Genomic DNA, 21950 nt, shown 5'->3' with positions numbered 1-21950 from the left:
TTCAACGTGGCAATGAGTCAGGAGATACGAAAATGCCCGCCCTGCAACGTAATGAACTGGCCGATCTGAATGTTTTTCTGCTGATTTGCCGGCGCAAGAGCTTCCGCCTCGCCGCGCTGGAACTGGGGGTCACCACGTCGGCCATCAGCCACACGTTGCGCAGTCTTGAAGCGCGTCTTGGCGTGCGCCTGCTCAACCGCACCAGCCGGGCGGTGGTGCCGACGGACGCCGGTGCCGCTTTTTTGCGCCATCTGGAAACCGGCTTTGCGCAGATTGAGCTGGCGCTGAACGATCTGCACCTGTACCGCGAATCACCCAGCGGCCGACTGCGGCTGAACATCCCGCGTGATGCCGGGCAGCTGCTGTTTCGGCCGATCCTGGCGCGCTTTATGGCGACCTATCCGGAGCTCAGTCTGGAAATTACGGTGGATAACAATCTGGTGGATATCATCGGCAGCGGCTATGACGCCGGGATCCGCTACGGCGCCAGCGTACCGAAAGATATGATCGCCATGCCGCTGACGCCCAAACTGCGCTGGATCGTGGTGGCGTCACCCGATTACCTGCGCGACGCGCCGCCGCTGCAGCATCCGGACGATCTGCGCAACCATCGCTGTATTCGCATGCGCCTTGGCAATGGCACGCTGTATAAGTGGCCGCTGGCGCAGGGCAAGGTGGCGTATGAGGTCGATGTGCCGGGCACGCTGACGCTCAATGAGAGCGACATGATTATTGATGCGGTCGCCGGCGGTTACGGTCTCGGCTACTGCCCGGAGCGCTATGTACAGGCGCAGCTGGCGAGCGGGCAGCTGGTGCGCGTGCTGACGGACTGGTGCAGTGAAGACGAACCGCTGGTGATGTATTACCCCGACCGTCGCCAGCTGCACCCGGGTTTACGCCGGCTGATTGAGATGATCCGCGCCGAAACGATGCGCTAACGCTGGACGCGTGCGGCGTAAATAATAAACGTCACCACGCCAAAAATTTCCAGCTCCTCCTCTTCACGCAGCCGGATGGGCTGATAGCGCGGATTCATCGGCATCAGCTGTACGCAGGGATGCGTCTGCAGCCGCTTGACGGTGAACTCGCCGTTGATGGCGGCGATCACGATGTCGTCGTGCCGGGCATTGAGTGAGCTGTCGACCACCAGCAGGTCACCTTCGCGGATATTGGCATCGCGCATTGAGTCGCCTTCGACGCGTACAAAATAGGTGGCGCTGGGGCGGGTCACCAGCAGCTCATTGAGATCAATCTGGCGCTCAATGTAGTCCTGAGCGGGCGAGGGGAAACCGCCGTGCACCGCGTCAAGGAATAGCGGGCGGGAGCGCGAAGGCGGTGAAAGCTGTGGCAAAAAGAAACGCGTCATAGCGAACATTCCATAGATACTGTTTTTATATACAGTATCAGGCGATTTTTGCTATGATCAAGTCTGCCCGCGGTAAAAAAAGCGAAGCGTATGAAAAACAGCAGAATTCAGTTTTTTGCCGCGCAAACCGCTGAAAAGTGCACTCTTCGCTAAGCACTCTGTGCGCCCGTCTGGCGAAACTTCAATTGTTGTCTACACTTAATGTTGCCGATGTTTGTAGTGCGGTTGCAGTGTTGATGAAAATTTCGTTTAGTTCTGGAGCGTTACCCTTTCGATTCCCGTGTTTACGGAAAAACCTCCTCACTTCCTGCCTGCCTGCGAACAGACTGCCCGTTTACGTTCAGATACAGGAGGAGACGTGACCCCTGCGGTTAATGAGAACAGCACCCTGCCGTCGCTAAGTGGCGGACTTTACGCCTTCTTTTTTGATGTTGACGGCACGCTGGCCGCGCTTCAGTCGCAGCCCGAATCGGTTTCCATCCCCGCATCGGTGCGCCAGCATCTGCAACAAATTTCTAATTTAAGTCACGGCGCGCTGGCGCTGGTTTCCGGCCGTCCGATCAGCCAGCTGGATGAGCTGGTCGCGCCGCTGGAAGCCCCGGCAGCGGGCGTGCATGGCGCTGAGCGCCGCGATGCCAGCGGACATCTGCATCGTCAGTCGCTGCCCGATGAGGTGGCGCAAACGCTGCAGGTTGAACTGCAGCAGACGCTTGACCAGTGGCCCGGTACGCTGCTGGAAGTGAAAGGCATGGCCTTTGCGCTGCACTACCGCAACGCGCCAGAATATGAAAACGCCATCATGCAGCTGGCCGAAGAGGCGGTAACCCGCTTTCCGGCGCTGGCGCTGCAGCCAGGTAAATGTGTGGTGGAACTGAAACCGCAGGGCATCGATAAAGGTGCTGCGGTACGCGAATTTATGCAGGAAGCGCCATTTACCGGTCGCATTCCGGTATTTGTGGGCGACGATCTGACCGATGAGAAAGGCTTTCTTGCAGTCAATGCCATGCACGGCATCTCGGTCAAGGTCGGTGAAGGTCCAAGCCAGGCGCGCTATCGTCTGCCCGATGTGGCAGCGGTCTGGCACTGGCTGGAACAACTATTATTACAACTAGAACATGACAACGTCGGTAAGGAGTTTAGGTTATGAGTCGTTTAGTCGTCGTATCTAACCGTATCGCTATTCCTGATGGAAGCAAAACCAACGCAGGCGGTCTCGCCGTCGGCATTCTGGATGCGCTGCAGACCACCGGAGGATTGTGGTTTGGCTGGAACGGAGAGATCAGTGAGTTTTCCGGTGAAGAAGATGAGGAACTTACCCAGATCGAACAAGACGGCATTACCTATGCCTCATTCCCCCTCAATCAAAACGATTACGATCAGTACTACTGCCAGTTTTCGAATACGGTGATCTGGCCCGCGTTCCACTATCGCCTCGATCTGGTGCAGTATCAGCGTGAAGCCTGGGAAGGCTACTGCCGCGTGAATACCCTGCTGGCGCAGCGGCTGAAACCGCTGATCAAGCCGGACGATATCCTGTGGATCCACGATTACCACCTGCTGCCGTTTGCCGCTGAACTGCGTAAACAGGGCATCAATAACCGAATCGGATTCTTTCTGCATATCCCGTTCCCGACGCCGGAAATTTTCAATGCGCTGCCGCCGCATCAGGAACTGCTGGAAATGCTGTGTGAATACGATCTGCTGGGTTTCCAGACAGAATCCGATCGCGTGGCGTTTCTCGACAGCCTGAGCCAGCTGACGCAGCTGCAGAATAAAGGCGAGAAGAAGCATCGCGCCTTTGGCAACACCTTTATGACCGAGGTTTACCCCATCGGTATCGAGCCGGACAGCATTAAAGAGATGGCGGAAGGGCCGCTGCCACCGAAGATGGCCGCGATGAAGCGTGAGCTGGGCGATTTGCAGAATATTATCGCCTGTGAGCGTCTCGACTATTCCAAAGGCTTGCCGGAGCGTTTCCTTGCCTATGAAGCGCTGCTGGAAAACTTCCCGCAGCACCGCGGCAAAATCCGCTACTCACAGATTGCGCCGACCTCGCGCGGCGACGTGCAGGCCTATCAGGATATTCGTCACCAGCTGGAGACGGAAGCGGGGCGCATTAACGGTAAATACGGCACGCTGGGCTGGACGCCGCTCTATTATCTCAACCAGCATTTTGACCGCCGTCTGCTGATGAAGATTTTCCGCCTGACCGACGTGGGGCTGGTTACGCCGCTGCGTGACGGCATGAACCTGGTGGCGAAAGAGTATGTCGCGGCGCAGGATCCGGACGATCCGGGCGTGCTGGTGCTGTCGCGCTTTGCCGGAGCGGCCAACGAGCTGACTTCTGCGCTAATCGTCAACCCGTACGATCGTGATGATGTGGCGGCGGCGCTGGACCGCGCACTGACCATGCCGCGCACCGAGCGTATCTCGCGCTATAACGACATGATGGCCGTACTGCGTAAGCAGGACATTTCGCACTGGCGGGAAAGCTTCCTGAACGATCTGAACACGCTGCCGGCACGCAGCGCCAGCCACGGTAGCGATAACAAGGTCGCGACGTTTCAGAAGCTGGCGTAATTAGCCCCGCAAGGCGCGATTTTCCCCTCAGGCAATGCCTCTCCCGTACGCGGGAGAGGTATCCGTCAGACGACGCAGGCAGGACCATGCTGCGTAGCGTTTTCACGCGATACCCTCACCGGATGAAATCGATTTCATTTTGTTAAGCGCTAACCCGCTGACCCGGCACCAAAAAACGCACGAATTGGTTAAAATTAAGTCAGTTAATCACTGAAACGCTGAATTTTTTCTTCCGACCCTAAAGATTTGGCTGGCCAGGCCGATAGTTCTAATACATCAGTGTGTTAGTTAGTCAATTCATTCATATTGCTAATGTAACGTGCTGTTACATCCCTTGTGACTCGCTAAACCCTCCCTACAAACTCTTTACACACCACAAGCGCGCTGCATCCACTCTTCACGCTTCGCTAGCACAGCGCCATTAGTCCTGCATGGCAATATTCCCTGTAAGTGATTAATTTAAAAGCGAATAATTACAGCCATTTTTGGTGTTTTATGCTGCCTTTTTGGTTTATTTCGGGGGCTTGTCTTTGCCTAAAGCCAACGCAGCAGATAAAAGATCGTCCCATGGCGGCGATCTGCGACACACTTCAAAATTCAGACTTTTCCTGTGAAATATTAGCGAAACGTTTCAAAATCGCTCAAAAAAAGAACAACAGAAAAGCATTACTGAAGCTTCACTTGAAAAATTTGCCTTAAAAGTGTGACGTAGATCACACTTTATCTAAAATTTCATACCAATCACGTTGTATGTCGAAATCAGACGATATAGATTTGCCTTGTTTTCGGATTAGTCTTAAAAAACTGTAAGCAGACGTCACGGAAGATGGTTACAACTCAAGAAAAGATTGGCCTGGAGTTTTGACTACTACTGATCAATATCCCGGTGGGAAGTGAAACAGTTCAGTACGCGTTGGCTTATGCCTGATTATTTTTTGCCATCTTTAGATTTACCAACCAGCAACCCGAACCATAGAACACTTAATTCTGTGGCCGTATATATGTCGCGTCTATCAGGATGGAAAAAAATGGGTACATCAGAATTACTAAAACACATATATGACATCAATCTGTCATATTTATTGCTTGCACAGCGTTTGATAAACCAGGAAAAAGCTTCAGCAATGTTTCGTTTAGGTATCGATGAGCCAATGGCGGATGCATTGCAGCAATTGACTTTACCTGAGATGGTAAAATTAGCGGAAACCAATCAACTGGTTTGCCAGTTCCGCTTTACCGATCACAATCTTATTAACCGTTTAACGCAGGAATCACGTGTGGATGATTTGCAGCAAATCCACACCGGTATTTTATTATCCAGCCGTTTATTGCGCAGCGCATCGAAAGACGATGCCTCTGCTAAAAAGAGGGCGGTATAATGACCGAAAAAAGTATCGTTCAGGAAGCGCGTGATATTCAGCTGGCAATGGAGCTGATTACATTGGGCGCACGACTGCAGATGCTGGAAAGTGAAACCCAGCTGAGCCGCGGTCGCCTGATTAAACTGTACAAAGAGCTGCGTGGTGCCCCACCACCGAAAGGCATGCTGCCATTCTCTACCGACTGGTTCATGACCTGGGAACAAAATATTCATGCGTCGATGTTCTGCAACGCCTGGCAGTTTCTGCTGAAAACCCGGCTGAGCAGTGGCGTAGAGGCGGTTATCAAAGCGTATCGCCTGTATCTTGAGCAGTGTCCGCAATCGGACGAGGGCCCGCTGTTGGCGCTGACCCGCGCCTGGACCCTGGTGCGATTTGTTGAAAGTGGCATGCTGGAATTGTCTGACTGTAAATGCTGTGGCGGAAGCTTCATCAACCACGCGCATCAGCCGCCGGGCAGCTTTGTTTGCAGCCTGTGCCAGCCGCCATCACGTGCCGTAAAAAGACGTAAACTTTCTGCAGATTCTGCCGATACCTTTCCACAACTGCTGGATGAACAGGTTAAACGCGCCGTTTAAGTTTGTTCGCATCGTGGAAAGCATCCAGCAGCGGTTAATACCGCTGCTTTTTTTTTGCCCACACCCTGTGAATAACACCTGCGGCTCTCTGGCTTAACTTCCACCAACACGTTACGGACGTAAGGATGTTTTTGTGCTGATTATTGTGGGTTATATCGTAGTCCTCGGTTCCGTGCTGGGCGGTTACATGATGGTAGGTGGCCATCTGGGCGCGCTTTACCAGCCGTCGGAGTTGCTGATTATTGGCGGCGCCGGCATTGGTGCGTTTCTGGTGGGCAACAACGGCAAATCGATTAAAAAGACGCTAAAAGCGCTGCCTTTGTTAATGCGCGGCTCAAAATATAACAAAGCCGTATACATGGATTTAATGGCGCTGCTGTATCGCCTGATGGCGAAATCACGTCAGCAGGGCATGCTGTCGCTGGAACGCGATATTGAAGATCCCAGCCAGAGCGAAATTTTCGCTAACTATCCGCGTATTTTGTCCGATAAACCTTTAGTGGATTTTATTACCGACTATTTACGTCTGATGGTGAGCGGAAATATGAATGCTTTCGAGATCGAAGCCCTGATGGATGAAGAGATCGAAACCTATGAACACGAGTGCGAAGTACCAGCACAAAGCTTAGCGGCAGTCGGTGATGGCCTGCCGGCGTTTGGTATCGTCGCCGCGGTAATGGGCGTGGTGCACGCGCTGGCTTCCGCGGACCGCCCGGCGGCAGAACTGGGCGCGCTGATTGCGCATGCCATGGTGGGAACCTTCCTCGGTATTCTGCTGGCTTACGGCTTTATTTCGCCGCTGGCTTCCGTGCTGCGCCAGAAGTGCGCGGAAACCACCAAGATGATGCAGTGCGTCAAAGTCACGCTGCTCTCCAGCCTGAACGGTTATGCGCCGCAGATCGCCGTCGAGTTTGGTCGTAAAACCCTGTATTCCACCGAGCGTCCGTCCTTTACCGAGCTGGAAGAGCACGTGCGTAACGCGAAAAACCCGGCTAAGCAGACTTCGGATACGCCTTCATGAAGCACGGTAATCGCCCGATTGTGCTGGTCAAACGGCGCAAACATAAAAAGCATGAAGGCAGCCATGGCTCATGGAAGATTGCCTATGCCGACTTTATGACGGCGATGATGGCGTTCTTCATGGTGATGTGGCTGATCTCGATCGCCAATCCGCAGGAGCTGGTGCAGATTGCCGAATATTTTAAAACGCCGCTCAAGGTCGCCCTGACCGGCGGTCAGCGTAGCAGCGACAGCGAAAGTCCGATTCCCGGCGGCGGCGATGATCCGACGCAGAAGAAAGGCGAAGTGCAAAAACAGGTCGATATGGATGCGCAAAAGCGCCAGCTGGATGACATTCGCCTGAACCGGCTGCGTGAAAAACTCGACCAGCTGATTGAGGCCGATCCACGCCTGAAAGCGCTGCGTCCGCATCTGATCATCAACATGGTGGAAGAGGGGCTGCGCATTCAGATTATCGATAGCCAGAACCGCCCGATGTTTAAAACCGGCAGCGCCGAAGTGGAGCCGTACATGCGCGATATCCTGCGCGCCATTGCGCCGCTGCTGAATGATATTCCTAACAAAATCAGTTTGTCCGGCCATACCGATGACTTCCAGTACGCCAGCGGCGATCGCGGCTACAGCAACTGGGAACTGTCGGCGGATCGTGCCAATGCCTCACGCCGTGAGCTGGTGGCGGGCGGGCTGGACGGCGGCAAAATGCTGCGCGTGGTCGGCATGGCCGACACCATGAAACTGAAAAACCGCGGCGCCAACGACGCGGTGAACCGTCGTATCAGCCTGCTGGTGTTGAACCATGACACCGAAGCGGCGATTGAAAAAGAGAATGCCGAGAGCGATGCCGTTCAGGTGAGTGACCCGGCGCAGATTTTACCTAGCATTACCGCACCGGCTGGTCCGGCGGCGCCAACTGCCCCCACGGGTTCTACCGCAGCACCGGCCACACCGGCAGCCGCGGCGAATCCGCCGGCAGCGGCACCGCCCGCCGCCAGCGCGGTGACACCAGACCAACCCTCACAGCCGAGGTGATCCCGTGAGCATGGACATCAGCGATTTTTACCAGACGTTTTTTGATGAAGCCGATGAGCTGTTAGCGGATATGGAGCAACACCTGTTGGGACTGGATCCCCAGGAGCCCGATTCCGAGCAGTTGAATGCCATCTTCCGCGCCGCCCACTCCATTAAGGGCGGAGCCGGTACGTTTGGCTTTACGGTTTTACAGGAAACCACCCACATCCTGGAAAACATTCTGGATGGTGCGCGCCGTGGCGAAATGCAGCTCAGCACCGACATCATCAACCTGTTTTTGGAAACCAAAGATATTATGCAGGAACAGCTCGATGCCTATAAAACCGCGCAGGAGCCAAACGCAGAAAGCTTTAACTACATCTGTGAAGCCCTGCGCCAGCTGGCGCTGGAAGCCAAAGGAATAGCCCCGCAAGCCGCCGCACCGGTGGTGGCGCTCGCCGACGTGGCAGCACCTGCCGCGCCCGCCAGCAGCGGCCTGCGCCTGCAGCTGATCAATCTGAAAGAGAAAGAGCCGGATCTGCTGCTGGAAGAGCTGGGCAACCTCGGCACCCTGACCGATGTGGTGAAAGGCGCCAGCTCGCTGGAAGCCACCATCGACGGTGTCGGCAAAGACGATATCGTGGCGGTGCTGTGTTTCGTGATTGATGAAGCGCAGATTCAGTTCCCGCAGGACGCCGCACCCGCCGCCGTTGCCGCCGCGCCAGTCGCAGAGGCCGAAGCCGCAGCGCCGGTGCAGCAAACGGCGACCGTCACCGACATTACCCCGGCGGTGAAGCGTGAGAGCAAGCGTGCTGCCGCGCCCGCCAAAAGCAGCGAATCCAGCAGTATTCGCGTGGCGGTGGAAAAAGTTGACCAGCTGATCAACCTGGTCGGCGAGCTGGTGATTACCCAGTCGATGCTGGCGCAGCGCTCCGGTGCGCTGGATCCGGTGGCACATGGTGACCTGCTCAACAGCATGGGTCAGCTGGAGCGTAACGCCCGCGACCTGCAGGAATCGGTGATGTCGATTCGTATGATGCCGATGGAGTACGTGTTCAGCCGCTTCCCGCGTCTGGTGCGCGATCTGGCCAGCAAGCTGGGCAAAGAGGTTGAACTGACGCTGCTCGGCAGCTCAACCGAACTGGATAAGAGCCTGATCGAACGCATCATCGATCCGTTAACGCACCTGGTGCGTAACAGCCTCGACCACGGCATCGAAACCCCGGAAAAACGGCTGGCCGCCAGCAAAACGGCGGTCGGCAATCTGACGCTGTCCGCGGAACACCAGGGCGGCAACATCTGTATCGAAGTGATCGATGACGGTGCCGGCCTCAACCGTGAACGTATCCTGGCGAAAGCGCTCTCATCCGGCCTGCCGGTCAGCGACAGCATGAGCGATGAAGAAGTCGGCATGCTGATCTTCGCGCCAGGCTTCTCGACCGCCGAACAGGTGACCGACGTATCAGGCCGCGGCGTCGGCATGGACGTGGTGAAACGTAATATCCAGGAGATGGGCGGTCACGTCGAAATCTCCTCGAAGCAGGGCAAAGGCACCACCATTCGCATTCTGCTGCCGCTGACGCTGGCGATCCTCGACGGGATGTCGGTGCGCGTGGCGGACGAAGTGTTCATCCTGCCGCTGAACGCGGTGATGGAGTCACTGCAGCCCACGGCTGAAGAGCTGAAACCGCTGGCCGGTGGCGAGCGCGTACTGGAAGTGCGCGGCGAGTACCTGCCGCTGGTTGAGCTGTGGAACGTGTTTGACGTGCAGAACGCCAAAACCGACGCCACGCAGGGCATCGTGGTGATCCTGCAGAGCGCAGGACGTCGCTATGCGCTGCTGGTCGATCAGCTGATTGGTCAGCATCAGGTGGTGGTGAAGAACCTGGAAAGCAACTACCGCAAAGTGCCGGGCATTTCCGCCGCCACCATCCTCGGCGATGGCAGCGTTGCGCTGATTGTCGACGTATCGGCACTGCAATCATTGAACCGTGAGAAGCGTGTGGCCGGTGCCGCAGCGTAACAGATAACGAAAGGGTAAAAAAATGACTGACATGGCAACCGTGACGAAAATCGCCGGCGAAACCGTCGGCCAGGAGTTCCTGGTTTTCACCCTCGGTGACGAAGAGTACGGCATCGATATCCTTAAAGTGCAGGAGATTCGTGGTTACGATCAGGTAACGCGTATCGCTAACACGCCGGAGTTCATCAAGGGCGTAACTAACCTGCGTGGCGTGATTGTGCCGATTATCGACCTGCGCGTGAAGTTCTCGCAGCCGGACGTGGAGTACAACGAAAACACCGTGGTGATCGTGCTGAATCTTGAGCATCGCGTGGTCGGCATCGTGGTGGATGGCGTGTCTGACGTGCTGTCGCTGACGCAGGATCAGATCCGTCCGGCACCGGAATTTGCCGTCACCATGTCGACCGAGTACCTCACCGGTCTCGGCGCCCTGGGCGAGCGTATGCTGATTCTGGTCGACATCGAAAAACTGCTGAGCAGTGAAGAGATGGCGCTGGTGGATACGCTGCGTAGCGCATAATCGTTCGCAGAGAGTCACGGGTCGCTGATGCGGCCCGTGACTATTACATCCTTTATTAAACCTTTATAAATCAATAGCAAAGACCACAAATATTTCCTGCCCTCGCTCAATATTCCCGCCGCCAGGTCGATAACTGTATTGCACGATTTTTCTTCATTTCCCAGGGCAAACTATGTTTACGAAAATCCGCGTTGTGACCAGCCTGTTGCTGGTGTTGTTGGTGTTTGGCGTACTGCAGCTGGCTTCCGGCTCGCTGTTTTTCAAAGCGCTGAGTGACGACAAAAAAAGTTTCAATACCTCTCAGCTGGCGAGCAAAAACATTGCCGCCATCAATGATGCTTACATGAGCCTTAACCAAAGCCGCGTGATCCTGACGCGTATCCAGCTGCGTATTGCCACCAGTAAACTGACCGGCACCGAAGCTGACATCAGTACGCTGTTCGGGCAGAGCAGGACGTTCCAGCAGACGGCGCAGGACAAATTCACGCTGTTTAAAAACACGCCGGACACGCCGGGCCAGAATCTGCAGCTCAATCAGCAGCTGGAACAGACCTATAAAGCTTACGCCAGCGCACTGGCTGAGATGCAGCAGGTACTGCAGCACAACGATACCGCCGCAGCCGGAAAAGTACCGGTGGCCCCGACGCAAAGTGCCTTTCTGGAAAACTACACCCAATGGCGCGCCGATCAGGATCGTCTGACGGCGGCCGGCGTGGCGGCGAACAGCGCCGCTTACGAGCACATGATGTGGTTGCTGGGGCTGGTACTGGCGCTGGTGGTGGGCGTGATCGTGCTGTGCTGGTTCGGCCTGCGTAAGGTGCTGATTAAGCCGCTCAACGACAGCATCCAGCACATTGAACACATTGCGCAGGGCGATTTAACCCAGACCATCACCGTCGAAGGACGTAATGAAATGAGCCAGCTGGCGAGCAAGCTGCAGGAGATGCAGCAGGCGCTGGTGCGCACCGTCAGCAACGTGCGCAACGGCTCGGACGCCATTTTTACCGGCGCCAGCGAAATCTCCGCCGGCAATAACGATCTCTCGGCGCGTACCGAACAGCAGGCGGCGTCGCTGGAGCAGACTGCGGCCAGCATGGAGCAGCTCACCGCCACGGTGAAGCAGAACGCCGAGAACGCGCGGCAGGCCTCGCAGCTGGCGCTCAGTGCATCGGAAACCGCGCAGAAAGGCGGAGAAGTGGTCGAAGGCGTGGTGCGCACCATGCACGATATCGCCGGCAGTTCGAAGAAGATTGCCGACATTACCAGCGTGATTGACGGTATCGCTTTCCAGACCAACATCCTCGCGCTCAACGCCGCAGTCGAAGCGGCGCGCGCCGGGGAACAGGGCCGCGGCTTCGCGGTGGTGGCCGGTGAAGTGCGCAACCTTGCCCAGCGCAGCGCGCAGGCGGCGAAGGAGATCAAAGGGCTGATTGAAGACTCGGTGCGTCGCGTTGACAGCGGCTCACAGCTGGTCGGCACGGCGGGCAATACCATGGGCGAAATCGTCAATGCGGTGACGCGCGTCACTGACATCATGGGCGAGATCGCTTCGGCATCGGACGAGCAGAGTCGCGGTATCGATCAGGTCGGCCAGGCGGTGACCGAGATGGACCGCGTCACGCAGCAAAACGCCTCGCTGGTGGAAGAGTCGGCGGCGGCGGCGGCCTCGCTGGAGGAGCAGGCCAGCCGTCTCAGCCAGTCGGTGGCGGTGTTCCGCATTCCACGTGGCGCTCAGCCTGTCAGCAGCACGGGTGTGCGCCATCCGCAAATCGCCCCGCCGCAGGCCAGCGTGCCACGCAAAGCGCTGACCGCGCCGGTCAGCGACGCCAACTGGGAAACGTTCTAAGCTGAAACGGGAGCGGACAACGCGCCGCTCCCGCATCAGCTGCTTTCTTTACTTATAAAACGCTGTAAAAAAGCTTTAATTCAGCATTATCCCTCGTAAAGTCCGGTAAACCCTCTCAAATATTCAGCGCAGCGGTCGATAAACAGGGCGTAACCCCCTTTTTGGAGACACCATGTTAAAACGAATCAACGTCGTCACCAGCCTGATCGCCGTCCTGCTGGTGTTCGGTGCTATGCAATTACTGTCCGGCGGGCTGTTCTGGTCGGCATTACAAAAAGATAAAGAGGCGTTTGCTGTGGCACAAACGTCAAGTAATAACGTCGCTGCCATGTCCGATGCCTGGATTGAACTCAATCAAACCCGTACCGTGCTCAACCGCGCCATGCTGCGCATGCAGGGCAGCATGGCATCACAGACCAACGGCGGTCAGCTTAATGCACTGATCGCGCAGACGGAGAAACAGCTCGACACCGCGGCCGGTCACTATCAGCGTTATTACGATTTGCCAGCGACGCCGGGACTGTCTGATGCGCTGCGCGACCGGCTGGAAACGGATTATGCCGCGTTCAATAACGGCCTGAAGGCGATGCTGGCCCGGCTGAAAGCCAACGATCTGCAGGGCATGTTCGATCAGAACATCGAAGCCAAACAGGTCAAAATGAAAGCCACCTATGAAGAGTGGCGCAGCGCGCAGAGTGCTTTAGCCGCTGAGGGCGTGGCGCAGAACCAGCGTGCCTTCCACACCATGATGTGGCTGCTGGCGATTGTCGCCGTGATGGTGATCGCGGTAATCGTCGCCTGCTGGTTTGGCCTGCGCACGGTGCTGATTCAGCCGCTGCATCAGTTGCTCGGCCACATTCGCCATATTGCCGCAGGCGATCTGACGCAGGCCATCACCGTTGAAGGGCGTAACGAAATGAGCCAGCTGGCCAGCAGTCTGCATGAAATGCAGCAGTCGCTGGTGCACACCGTCGGCAACGTACGCGACGGCTCGGACGCCATCTTTACCGGCGCCAGCGAAATCTCCGCCGGTAACAACGATCTCTCGGCACGCACCGAGGAGCAGGCGGCATCACTGGAACAGACCGCGGCCAGCATGGAGCAGCTCACCGCCACGGTGAAGCAGAACGCCGAGAACGCCCGGCAGGCCTCGCAGCTGGCGCTCAGCGCGTCGGAGACCGCACGCAAAGGTGGCGACGTGGTCGAAGGCGTGGTGCGCACCATGCATGACATCGCCGGCAGTTCGAAGAAGATCGCGGATATCACCAGCGTGATCGACGGCATTGCCTTCCAGACCAACATCCTGGCGCTTAACGCGGCGGTCGAAGCGGCGCGCGCCGGGGAGCAGGGCCGTGGTTTTGCCGTGGTAGCGGGCGAGGTGCGTAACCTGGCGCAGCGCAGCGCGCAGGCGGCGAAGGAGATCAAAGGACTGATTGACGATTCGGTCAGCCGGGTTAATGCCGGTTCGCAGCTGGTCGGTACCGCGGGTGACACCATGCAGGATATCGTCGGTGCGGTGACGCGCGTGACTGACATCATGGGCGAAATCGCTTCGGCCTCGGATGAGCAGAGCCGTGGCATCGACCAGGTGGGCCAGGCGGTGACCGAGATGGACCGCGTCACGCAGCAGAACGCCTCGCTGGTAGAAGAGTCGGCCGCCGCCGCGGCCTCGCTGGAGGAGCAGGCCAGCCGCCTGAGCCAGTCGGTGGCGGTGTTCCGCATTCCGCGCGCGTCGGCAGCGGCCCCTGTGCGTCCCCCCCTGACCACGACACCGCCGGCGGTGCGTAAAGCCGCTACGGCCCCGGTGAGTGAAGGAAACTGGGAAACGTTTTAATCATTGCCTGAATCGTCCCCTCTCCCGCAGCGGGAGAGGGTCACGTGGCTGGCCCTTCCCCGGTTTGCTGCTGGTCTTACCCCTTTCACCTCACATAAAGATCCGCGCCTGCGCGCCGATAACACCAGCGATCCGCCAATTAATGAGGTGTTTATGTTTAGTCGTGTTCGAGTGGTATCCGGCCTGCTGTGCGTGCTGGCGTTATTTGCCTTACTGCAGCTGTTTTCCGGAGGAATGTTTTTTTCAACGGTGAAAGCCGATAAAGATAATTTTGCGTACAACCAACGTCTTAGCACCCTGCAGCGGGCGATGGGCACCTCATGGGTTTCGCTGGTACAGGCGCGTAACACGCTGAACCGTGCCGGTATCCGCTATCTGCTGGACAGTCAGCAGGCCGGCTCCGGTGCCACAGTAAAAGATCTGGTGGCGCTGGCCAATACGGAGCTGAAAACCGCCGATCAGAGCTTTGCCGAGTTCAACGCTAACCTGTCGGAAAAGGGCAAAAGCGCGGAGAACGTGCTGACGCTGCAGGCCAACTACAACGCGTTTCGCGGGGCGCTGGCCGAGCTGATTGATTTTCTCAGTGCCGGTAACTTTAAAGGCTTTGTCGATCAGCCAACGCAGGGTTTTCAGGACAAATTTGAAAAGGATTACAACGCCTGGCTCGCCTACAACATTGTGCTGGCAAAACAGGGCATTGACGCCAACGAGAGCGCTTACCAACACGCGATTATGCTGGTAGTTGGCACGCTGCTGGTGACGCTGCTGGTGATTGCGCTGGTGTGGAGCGGTATGCGTACTGCGCTGATCCGTCCGCTGCAGCAGAGCATTGAGCACATCCGCCATATTGCGCGCGGCGATCTGACGCAGCCGGTCGATCTCAGCGTACGTAACGAAATGGGCGACCTGCTCAGTTCGCTGCAGCACATGCAGCAGGAGCTGGCGCGCACCGTACGCATCGTGCGCGACGGTTCTGACGCCATCTACACCGGCGCCAGCGAAATCGCCATGGGCAACAACGATCTCTCTTCGCGTACCGAACAGCAGGCCGCATCGCTGGAGCAGACCGCGGCCAGCATGGAGCAGCTGACCGCCACCGTGAAGCAGAACGCGGAAAACGCCCGTCAGGCGTCGCAGCTGGCGCTGAACGCGTCCGAAACGGCGCAGCAGGGCGGCAAAGTGGTCGATGGCGTGGTCAGCACCATGAAGGACATCGCCGGCAGTTCGAAGAAGATTGCCGATATCACCAGCGTGATTGACGGTATCGCCTTCCAGACCAATATCCTCGCGCTGAACGCCGCGGTGGAAGCGGCACGCGCCGGTGAGCAGGGGCGTGGTTTCGCCGTGGTCGCGGGCGAGGTGCGCAGTCTGGCCCAGCGCAGCGCGCAGGCGGCGAAGGAGATCAAAGGCCTGATTGAAGATTCGGTCAGCCGCGTCAATACCGGTTCGGTGCTGGTAGAGAGCGCGGGCGAAACCATGAGCGAGATCGTCAACGCGGTGACCCGCGTGACCGACATCATGGGCGAAATCGCCTCGGCTTCCGATGAGCAGAGCCGCGGTATCGACCAGGTTGGCCTGGCGGTGAACGAGATGGACCGCGTCACCCAGCAGAACGCCGCGCTGGTGGAAGAGTCCGCGACGGCGGCGGCGGCGCTGGAAGATCAGGCCAGCCGACTGAAACAGTCGGTGGCGGTGTTCAATATTGGTAAAGAATTTGTCGCCCAGGCCGTTAACGTAACTACAGCGCCAAAAATTGCGCGTCCGTCTGCACCGCAGGCGCTGGCGCAAGCGGCAGGAGCTCGTGGCGCTGACGATAACTGGGAAACCTTTTAACCCTTGTGGCCGCCGCAGGGCGGCCCGTGTGAATGGTGTGCACTGGCAGCACAGTAGCAACCGCAGTATCACAATTTAATCAGTTTGTTGCCGGGTGACCCGAAATGAAGAAATCGACGTTATTGGATCAAAATGAAGCCACGACGCTGCTCTCACAAATGGTGCAGCGCCTGCCGCTTTCCGATACACATTTTCGTCGTATCAGCCAGCTGATCTATCAGCGTGCGGGCATCGTGCTGGCCGACCACAAACGCGAGATGGTGTACAACCGTCTGGTACGTCGGCTGCGCATGCTGAATATTGATGATTTTGGTCGCTATCTGGCGCTGCTGGAGCAGGACCCGAACAGTGCCGAGTGGCAGGCGTTTATTAACGCACTGACCACCAACCTGACCTCATTTTTCCGTGAGGCGCACCACTTCCCGATTCTGGCAGAGCATGCGCGCAAACGCAGCGGCAACTACAGCGTGTGGAGCACCGCCGCTTCAACCGGTGAAGAGCCGTACTCGATTGCCATGACGCTGGCAGAAACGCTGGGCACCGGACCGGGGAAATTTTCCGTCCACGCCAGTGATATTGATACCCAGGTGCTGGAGAAAGCGGTAGCGGGCGTTTATCGCCAGGAGGAGCTGCGCACCTTATCGCAGTCGCAGCTGCAGCGCTTCTTCCTGCGCGGCACCGGCCCGCACGCCGGCATGGTGCGCGTGCGCAGCGAGCTGGCCAACATGGTGAACTATGCGCAGCTCAATTTACTGGCGCACGACTGGGCGTTGCCGGGGCCGTTCGACGCGATTTTCTGTCGTAACGTGATGATCTATTTCGATAAAGAGACGCAGGAACAAATTCTGCGCCGTTTTGTCCCCCTGCTGAAGCCGGGCGGTCTGCTGTTTGCCGGGCATTCGGAAAACTTCAGTCAGATCAGTAAAGAGTTCTGGCTGCGTGGACAGACTGTCTATGGACTGACCAAGGAAAGACGATGAGCAAAATCACCGTGATGTGCGTGGATGATTCCGCGCTGATGCGCCAGTTGATGACGGAGATCATCAACAGCCATCCCGATATGGAGATGGTCGCGACGGCGCCGGACCCGCTGGTAGCGCGGGATTTGATCAAACAGTACAACCCGCAGGTGCTGACGCTGGATGTCGAAATGCCGCGTATGGATGGCCTCGACTTCCTCGAAAAACTGATGCGCCTGCGGCCGATGCCGGTGGTGATGGTTTCGTCGCTGACCGGTAAAGGATCGGAAGTGACGCTGCGTGCGCTGGAGTTAGGCGCGGTGGATTTCGTCACCAAGCCGCAGCTCGGCATCCGTGAAGGCATGCTGGCCTACAGCCAGATGATCGCCGACAAGATTCGCGCCGCCGCGCGCGCCAAACTGCATGCGCGTGCCGCCACGCCGCAGCCGGTGATGCTGAAAGCGGGACCGCTGCTGAGCAGTGAAAAGCTGATTGCTATCGGCTCTTCAACCGGCGGCACCGAGGCGATTCGCCATGTGCTGCAGCCGCTGCCGGCCACCAGTCCGGCGCTGCTGATTACGCAGCACATGCCGCCCGGTTTTACCCGCTCGTTTGCCGAGCGGCTGAACAAGCTGTGCCAGATCACCGTAAAAGAGGCGGAAGACGGCGAGCGTATTTTGCCCGGCCACGCCTATATCGCGCCGGGCGCGATGCACATGGAGCTGGCGCGCAGCGGTGCCAACTACGTGGTGAAACTGAACGACGGACCGCCGGTGAACCGCCATAAACCGTCGGTGGACGTCCTGTTCCGCTCGGTTGCGGTCAACGCCGGGCGAAATGCAGTGGGGGTCATTCTGACCGGCATGGGCAACGACGGCGCGGCCGGGATGCTGGAAATGCACCGCGCCGGCGCGTGGACCATCGCCCAGGATGAAGCCAGCTGTGTGGTATTTGGTATGCCGCGCGAAGCGATAGCGATGGGCGGCACCAGTGAAGTGGTCGATCTGGGCCACATCAGCCAGCATATGCTGGCCAAAATTAGCGCCGGACAGGCATTGCGAATTTAACGAGCCGGTCCTGCCGGACAAGACAACACAGGAGTAGATATGGCTGATAAAAACATGCGCTTTTTGGTAGTGGACGACTTCAACACGATGCGTCGTATCGTCCGTAACCTGCTGAAAGAGCTGGGATTCAATAACGTGGAAGAGGCCGAGGATGGCGTCGACGCCCTGACCAAACTGCGTGCAGGCGGCTTCGATTTCGTTATCTCTGACTGGAACATGCCGAACATGGACGGTCTGGAACTGCTGCAGACCATTCGTGCCGACGCCACGCTGGGCAAACTGCCGGTGCTGATGGTGACCGCCGAAGCCAAGAAAGAGAACATCATCGCCGCCGCGCAGGCCGGTGCCAGCGGTTACGTGGTGAAGCCTTTCACCGCCGCCACGCTGGAAGAGAAGTTGGGCAAAATCTTCGAAAAACTGGGTATGTAAGGAGATGTGATGAGCGACCTTCCGAAACCAACTGAAGAAGCTTCGGCACACGAGATTATTGCCCGGATTGGCTCTCTGACACGTATGCTGCGTGACAGCCTGCGCGAACTGGGGCTGGATCAGGCCATTGCCGAAGCGGCAGAAGCGATTCCGGACGCGCGTGACCGTCTGGATTATGTGGTGCAGATGACCGCACAGGCAGCGGAACGTGCGCTGAACTGTGTGGAAGCGGCGCAGCCACACCAGGACCAGATGGAAGCCGGCGCCACCCAGCTGAAAGGCCGCTGGGATGCCTGGTTTGAAAACCCGATCGAGCTGGCGGATGCACGCGAGTTGGTTTCGGATACGCGCCAGTTCCTTGACGACGTTCCGTCTCACACGGCGTACACCAACAAGCAGCTGCTGGAAATCATGATGGCGCAGGATTTCCAGGACCTGACCGGTCAGGTAATCAAGCGCATGATGGATGTGATCCAGGAGATTGAACGTCAGCTGCTGATGGTACTGCTGGAGAACATGCCGGAAGCCAATGCGGCGGCACGTAAAGAGGGCAACAGCCTGCTGAACGGTCCGCAGATCCATGCTAACGCGCCAGGTGTGGTTTCCAGCCAGGACCAGGTTGACGACCTGCTGGACAGTTTAGGTTTTTAATGCTGATCGGGTGTTCAACCCGCATCCGAACCCTCTCCCGCCCGGGAGAGGGGAACGCACGACGTGTTTTCCCGTCTGATCGCCCTGCATGCCCGCGGGTGGCGTAAATTCTGAAACATAGCAAGACAAGTCCTACGTTGGCGCGAGGATATGTTAAGGTAACCTCGTACAGTTTTGTGAGCTACTTCAAATTCTAAACTGAAACGACTACTCTTTTGCTATGCTGCCATTGGTTCTGACCCGCAAAATTTTCGCTGCTGTAGCCTTCGGGGCCCCTGTACTGGCGGCCGTTGCGCCTGCGCAGGCCTTCACTGACAACAGCGACGTCTCCGCAACACCGTTTGCCGATCCGGCACGTTTCCAGAAAATTGCTGATGAATTACCGGCGCTGGGCTATCAGGACGATACGTCGGCGTTCAGTAAAAAGCTGGCGGGCATTGCCAAAAGCATCGGCGAGGCCAGCCAGAACAGCGACAGCGATACCACGCTGGGTCAGCAGGCCGGTATCTGGGCGTTTAACCATTTTCGTGATGAGGTTGCCACCCGGGTGGCGGATGAAGGGCAGTCGCTGCTGTCGCCTTATGGCCAGGCACAGATCGATGTTAACGTCGATATGGAAGGTAACTTCAGCGGCAGTGGGGCTTCGCTGCTGACGCCGTGGGCCGATCGCTACAATTACCTCACGTTCAGCCAGCTGGGCGTACACCAGACCGATGACGGGCTGGTGGGCAATGCCGGGCTGGGACAGCGCTGGGTGGCCGGCAGCTGGCTGCTGGGCTATAACGGCTTCGTTGATCGGCTGTTTGACAGCGGCTTGCAGCGCGCTTCGCTGGGCACCGAGGCCTGGAGCGACTACCTGCGCTTATCCGCCAACTACTACACGCCGCTGTCCGGCTGGCGCAATCGCAACCCGTTCCAGCAGCAGCGGCTGGCGCGCGGGTATGATGTCACCACCCAGGGCTATCTGCCGTTTTACCGCCAGCTGGGCGTGTCGGTCAGCTGGCAGCAGTATCTCGGCAACAATGTCGATCTGTTTAATTCCGGCAACAGCTACCACAATCCTTCAGCGCTGACGCTGGGCGTCTCCTACACGCCAGTGCCGCTGGTCACCGTATCGGCCAGCCACAAAACCAGTAATGAAGGCGAGAGCCAGGATCAGCTCGGCTTACGTCTCAACTACCGCTTTGGCGTGGCGCTCAGTCAGCAGCTCAATCCGGATAACGTCGCCGCCGCGCGTTCGCTGCGCGGTAGTCGCTATGATTTGGTCACGCGCAGCAATACGCCGGTGCTGGAGTTCCGCCAGCGTAAAACCCTGTCGGTATTCCTCGCCACGCCGCCGTGGCAGCTCAATGCGGGCGAGAGTTTGCCGCTGAAACTGCAGATCCGCAGTGCTCATCCAATCAGTAAAGTCAGCTGGCAGGGCGATACGCAGGCGCTGAGCCTGACGCCGGGTGCCGATCCCAACGATCCACAGGGCTGGAGTATCATTATGCCGGCGTGGGATGCGTCGCCTGAGGCGAACAACAGTTATCGCCTGTCGGTGACGCTGGAGGACAGCAAGCAAAATCGCGTGACTTCCAACTGGATTACGCTGCAGGTGCAGCCGCCGGTGATGCTGGAGCAGGGGGGCGAAAACCGCTTCGACCTGCTGGCGCCATAATCAGCGCGGCACCAAAGAAAAAGGGCAGCCGGAGCTGCCCTTTGCTGCATCCTCAGCCGACACTTGCCGGGATGCCATGAGGGTAAATCATCATCAGAACTGGTACACCAGACCGACCGCGGTAATATCGTCGGTTTTCAGGCGCAGCGCGTTGTCATCTTTCAGCAGGTTGATGCGGTATTCGCTGTAGACCGACATGTTCTTGTTGAAGTAGTAGGTGGCACCCACGGACGCGTATTTGAACAGCCAGGCGTCGCCGACGTTTTCAATATTTTTGCCCTTTGAGCTCACGTAGCCCAGCGACGGACGGAAACCGTTCAGGAACTGATACTGCGCCACGGCTTCAAAGTTCACCGCTTTGTTGGCGAACCCGCTGTTACCGATTGGCGTAGCGTTGTGGGATTCGCCGTAGATGGTCGCCAGATAGAGCTGGTTAGCATCATATTTCACCCCGGTTTCCCAGTGTTCGGCTTTCTCACCTCTGCCGTAGGTGGCAAGGTTTTGCGCACTGACGCGATTGAGGCTGGCATAGGCGGCCACCGCGCTCAGGCCAAAGTCGGTATCATACGAGGTGGAAAGGGCGAAACCATCACCGTTAGAGCGACGTACCGCCAGGTTTGGCGTTGCCGCGCTGTCGCTGCGCTCGTTTTTCCCTTCGTACTGCGCTGCAACGTTCCAGCCTTTAACCAGACCGAAGAAATCTTTGTTACGCCAGGTCAGCACGCCGGTGGAGCGACCGGACAGGAAAGCATCGACATAACCGGAATCACCGCCGAAGAAAGGCAGCATATCGGTATAGCCCAGCACGTCATAAATCAGACCATAGTTACGGCCATAGTCGATCGAACCAAACTGCGCAAACTTCAGACCCGCATAGCCGAGACGGGTTTTGTTACCGGCCTGCGCATCGGCACCTTCCGTGTTACGCAGGCTGAACTGCGATTGCCAGAAACCGTAGCCGGTCAGCTGATCGGTAATTTTGGTTTCGCCCTTAAAACCGATACGGACATACGATGAGGTATCACCATCATTGGTGGTGTCATCGGAGAACAGGTGCGACACGTTAATTTTGCCGACCAGATCCAGCTTGTTACCATCCTTATTATAGATTTCAGCGGCCTGAGCCACAGAAAATCCCAGCAGCAATGGCATGACTGCTGCCAGTAAAGTGCGCTTCATCATTTATATTTTTACCCT

Annotated in this window: 19 protein-coding genes; 17 read left to right on the top strand and 2 right to left on the bottom strand. The window is 57.5% G+C overall.

Annotated features, from left to right (window positions below):
* The first annotated feature begins 32 nt into the window (after positions 1 to 32).
* On the top strand, positions 33 to 938 hold the full coding sequence (locus tag C1Y43_RS01990; protein ID WP_058769675.1) for a LysR family transcriptional regulator: 906 nt from the start codon (positions 33 to 35) through the stop codon (positions 936 to 938).
* Here the strand turns inward: C1Y43_RS01990 and umuD are convergent.
* On the bottom strand, positions 935 to 1366 hold the full coding sequence (gene umuD, locus C1Y43_RS01985; protein WP_021506286.1) for a translesion error-prone DNA polymerase V autoproteolytic subunit: 432 nt from the start codon (positions 1364 to 1366) through the stop codon (positions 935 to 937). The two genes, C1Y43_RS01990 and umuD, sit on opposite strands and share 4 nt — an antisense overlap.
* Before the next feature lie 358 nt (positions 1367 to 1724).
* Between umuD and otsB the strand changes: the two genes are divergently transcribed.
* The 16 genes from otsB (at position 1725) to C1Y43_RS01905 (ending at position 20753) form a co-directional block, all read left to right on the top strand.
* Positions 1725 to 2513, top strand: a complete 789-nt coding sequence (gene otsB, locus C1Y43_RS01980; protein WP_021506285.1) for a trehalose-phosphatase — start codon at positions 1725 to 1727, stop codon at positions 2511 to 2513.
* Positions 2510 to 3946, top strand: coding sequence for an alpha,alpha-trehalose-phosphate synthase (gene otsA, locus C1Y43_RS01975; protein WP_021506284.1), 1437 nt, complete (start codon positions 2510 to 2512; stop codon positions 3944 to 3946). Before otsB ends, otsA begins: the two co-directional genes overlap by 4 nt.
* A gap of 1028 nt (positions 3947 to 4974) precedes the next feature.
* Positions 4975 to 5325 carry a flagellar transcriptional regulator FlhD gene (flhD, locus tag C1Y43_RS01970; protein WP_058769677.1) on the top strand — a complete coding sequence of 117 codons (351 nt, stop codon included), beginning with the start codon at positions 4975 to 4977 and terminating at the stop codon, positions 5323 to 5325.
* Complete coding sequence (flhC, locus tag C1Y43_RS01965; RefSeq protein ID WP_021506282.1) at positions 5325 to 5903, top strand: flagellar transcriptional regulator FlhC; 579 nt, start codon at positions 5325 to 5327, stop codon at positions 5901 to 5903. Before flhD ends, flhC begins: the two co-directional genes overlap by 1 nt.
* Before the next feature lie 133 nt (positions 5904 to 6036).
* The gene (gene motA / locus C1Y43_RS01960) at positions 6037 to 6924 is read left to right on the top strand and encodes a flagellar motor stator protein MotA (RefSeq protein WP_021506281.1); all 888 of its coding nucleotides are present in this window, start codon (positions 6037 to 6039) and stop codon (positions 6922 to 6924) included.
* On the top strand, positions 6921 to 7952 hold the full coding sequence (motB, locus tag C1Y43_RS01955) for a flagellar motor protein MotB (protein WP_021506280.1): 1032 nt from the start codon (positions 6921 to 6923) through the stop codon (positions 7950 to 7952). The genes motA and motB overlap by 4 nt, the downstream gene beginning before the upstream one ends.
* A 10-nt stretch (positions 7953 to 7962) precedes the next feature.
* The gene (gene cheA / locus C1Y43_RS01950) at positions 7963 to 9954 is read left to right on the top strand and encodes a chemotaxis protein CheA (RefSeq protein WP_168714941.1); all 1992 of its coding nucleotides are present in this window, start codon (positions 7963 to 7965) and stop codon (positions 9952 to 9954) included.
* 22 nt (positions 9955 to 9976) lie between these two features.
* Entirely contained in the window at positions 9977 to 10474 is a 498-nt protein-coding gene (gene cheW, locus C1Y43_RS01945) for a chemotaxis protein CheW (RefSeq protein WP_021506278.1), read from the top strand.
* A 172-nt stretch (positions 10475 to 10646) separates the two neighbouring features.
* On the top strand, positions 10647 to 12320 hold the full coding sequence (locus tag C1Y43_RS01940; protein ID WP_104186810.1) for a methyl-accepting chemotaxis protein: 1674 nt from the start codon (positions 10647 to 10649) through the stop codon (positions 12318 to 12320).
* A 172-nt stretch (positions 12321 to 12492) separates the two neighbouring features.
* Positions 12493 to 14154 carry a methyl-accepting chemotaxis protein gene (locus C1Y43_RS01935; protein WP_104186809.1) on the top strand — a complete coding sequence of 554 codons (1662 nt, stop codon included), beginning with the start codon at positions 12493 to 12495 and terminating at the stop codon, positions 14152 to 14154.
* A gap of 153 nt (positions 14155 to 14307) precedes the next feature.
* Positions 14308 to 15987, top strand: a complete 1680-nt coding sequence (locus C1Y43_RS01930; RefSeq protein ID WP_058769680.1) for a methyl-accepting chemotaxis protein — start codon at positions 14308 to 14310, stop codon at positions 15985 to 15987.
* Between the two features lie 104 nt (positions 15988 to 16091).
* The gene (gene cheR, locus C1Y43_RS01925; RefSeq protein ID WP_031279190.1) at positions 16092 to 16967 is read left to right on the top strand and encodes a protein-glutamate O-methyltransferase CheR; all 876 of its coding nucleotides are present in this window, start codon (positions 16092 to 16094) and stop codon (positions 16965 to 16967) included.
* Positions 16964 to 18013, top strand: a complete 1050-nt coding sequence (locus tag C1Y43_RS01920; RefSeq protein ID WP_021506273.1) for a chemotaxis response regulator protein-glutamate methylesterase — start codon at positions 16964 to 16966, stop codon at positions 18011 to 18013. Before cheR ends, C1Y43_RS01920 begins: the two co-directional genes overlap by 4 nt.
* A 39-nt stretch (positions 18014 to 18052) precedes the next feature.
* Positions 18053 to 18442 (top strand): chemotaxis response regulator CheY, encoded by a 390-nt coding sequence (gene cheY / locus C1Y43_RS01915; protein ID WP_021506272.1) that lies wholly within the window; start codon positions 18053 to 18055, stop codon positions 18440 to 18442.
* Positions 18443 to 18451: 9 nt separating this feature from the next.
* Entirely contained in the window at positions 18452 to 19093 is a 642-nt protein-coding gene (cheZ, locus tag C1Y43_RS01910; protein WP_058757663.1) for a protein phosphatase CheZ, read from the top strand.
* Positions 19094 to 19313: 220 nt separating this feature from the next.
* Positions 19314 to 20753, top strand: a complete 1440-nt coding sequence (locus C1Y43_RS01905; RefSeq protein WP_104186807.1) for a YchO/YchP family invasin — start codon at positions 19314 to 19316, stop codon at positions 20751 to 20753.
* A gap of 93 nt (positions 20754 to 20846) precedes the next feature.
* Here the strand turns inward: C1Y43_RS01905 and C1Y43_RS01900 are convergent, their stop codons facing one another.
* Positions 20847 to 21935, bottom strand: a complete 1089-nt coding sequence (locus C1Y43_RS01900) for a porin (protein WP_031279188.1) — start codon at positions 21933 to 21935, stop codon at positions 20847 to 20849.
* Positions 21936 to 21950: the final 15 nt, after the last annotated feature.

Origin of the sequence: Pantoea sp. ICBG 828 (genome assembly GCF_002928355.1) — a bacterium.
Lineage (GTDB): Bacteria > Pseudomonadota > Gammaproteobacteria > Enterobacterales > Enterobacteriaceae > Pantoea > Pantoea dispersa.
This window is presented reverse-complemented; position numbering and strand designations above follow the sequence as displayed.

Excerpts from the sequence above, each read along its gene's own strand:
- C1Y43_RS01990 (WP_058769675.1), top strand. The coding sequence starts at position 33 with ATGCCCGCCCTGCAACGTAATGAACTGGCCGATCTGAATGTTTTTCTG.
- umuD (WP_021506286.1), bottom strand. The coding sequence starts at position 1,366 with ATGACGCGTTTCTTTTTGCCACAGCTTTCACCGCCTTCGCGCTCCCGC.
- otsA (WP_021506284.1), top strand. The coding sequence starts at position 2,510 with ATGAGTCGTTTAGTCGTCGTATCTAACCGTATCGCTATTCCTGATGGA.
- flhD (WP_058769677.1), top strand. The coding sequence starts at position 4,975 with ATGGGTACATCAGAATTACTAAAACACATATATGACATCAATCTGTCA.
- flhC (WP_021506282.1), top strand. The coding sequence starts at position 5,325 with ATGACCGAAAAAAGTATCGTTCAGGAAGCGCGTGATATTCAGCTGGCA.
- motB (WP_021506280.1), top strand. The coding sequence starts at position 6,921 with ATGAAGCACGGTAATCGCCCGATTGTGCTGGTCAAACGGCGCAAACAT.
- cheA (WP_168714941.1), top strand. The coding sequence starts at position 7,963 with ATGGACATCAGCGATTTTTACCAGACGTTTTTTGATGAAGCCGATGAG.
- cheW (WP_021506278.1), top strand. The coding sequence starts at position 9,977 with ATGACTGACATGGCAACCGTGACGAAAATCGCCGGCGAAACCGTCGGC.
- C1Y43_RS01940 (WP_104186810.1), top strand. The coding sequence starts at position 10,647 with ATGTTTACGAAAATCCGCGTTGTGACCAGCCTGTTGCTGGTGTTGTTG.
- C1Y43_RS01935 (WP_104186809.1), top strand. The coding sequence starts at position 12,493 with ATGTTAAAACGAATCAACGTCGTCACCAGCCTGATCGCCGTCCTGCTG.
- C1Y43_RS01930 (WP_058769680.1), top strand. The coding sequence starts at position 14,308 with ATGTTTAGTCGTGTTCGAGTGGTATCCGGCCTGCTGTGCGTGCTGGCG.
- cheR (WP_031279190.1), top strand. The coding sequence starts at position 16,092 with ATGAAGAAATCGACGTTATTGGATCAAAATGAAGCCACGACGCTGCTC.
- C1Y43_RS01920 (WP_021506273.1), top strand. The coding sequence starts at position 16,964 with ATGAGCAAAATCACCGTGATGTGCGTGGATGATTCCGCGCTGATGCGC.
- cheY (WP_021506272.1), top strand. The coding sequence starts at position 18,053 with ATGGCTGATAAAAACATGCGCTTTTTGGTAGTGGACGACTTCAACACG.
- cheZ (WP_058757663.1), top strand. The coding sequence starts at position 18,452 with ATGAGCGACCTTCCGAAACCAACTGAAGAAGCTTCGGCACACGAGATT.
- C1Y43_RS01905 (WP_104186807.1), top strand. The coding sequence starts at position 19,314 with ATGCTGCCATTGGTTCTGACCCGCAAAATTTTCGCTGCTGTAGCCTTC.
- C1Y43_RS01900 (WP_031279188.1), bottom strand. The coding sequence starts at position 21,935 with ATGATGAAGCGCACTTTACTGGCAGCAGTCATGCCATTGCTGCTGGGA.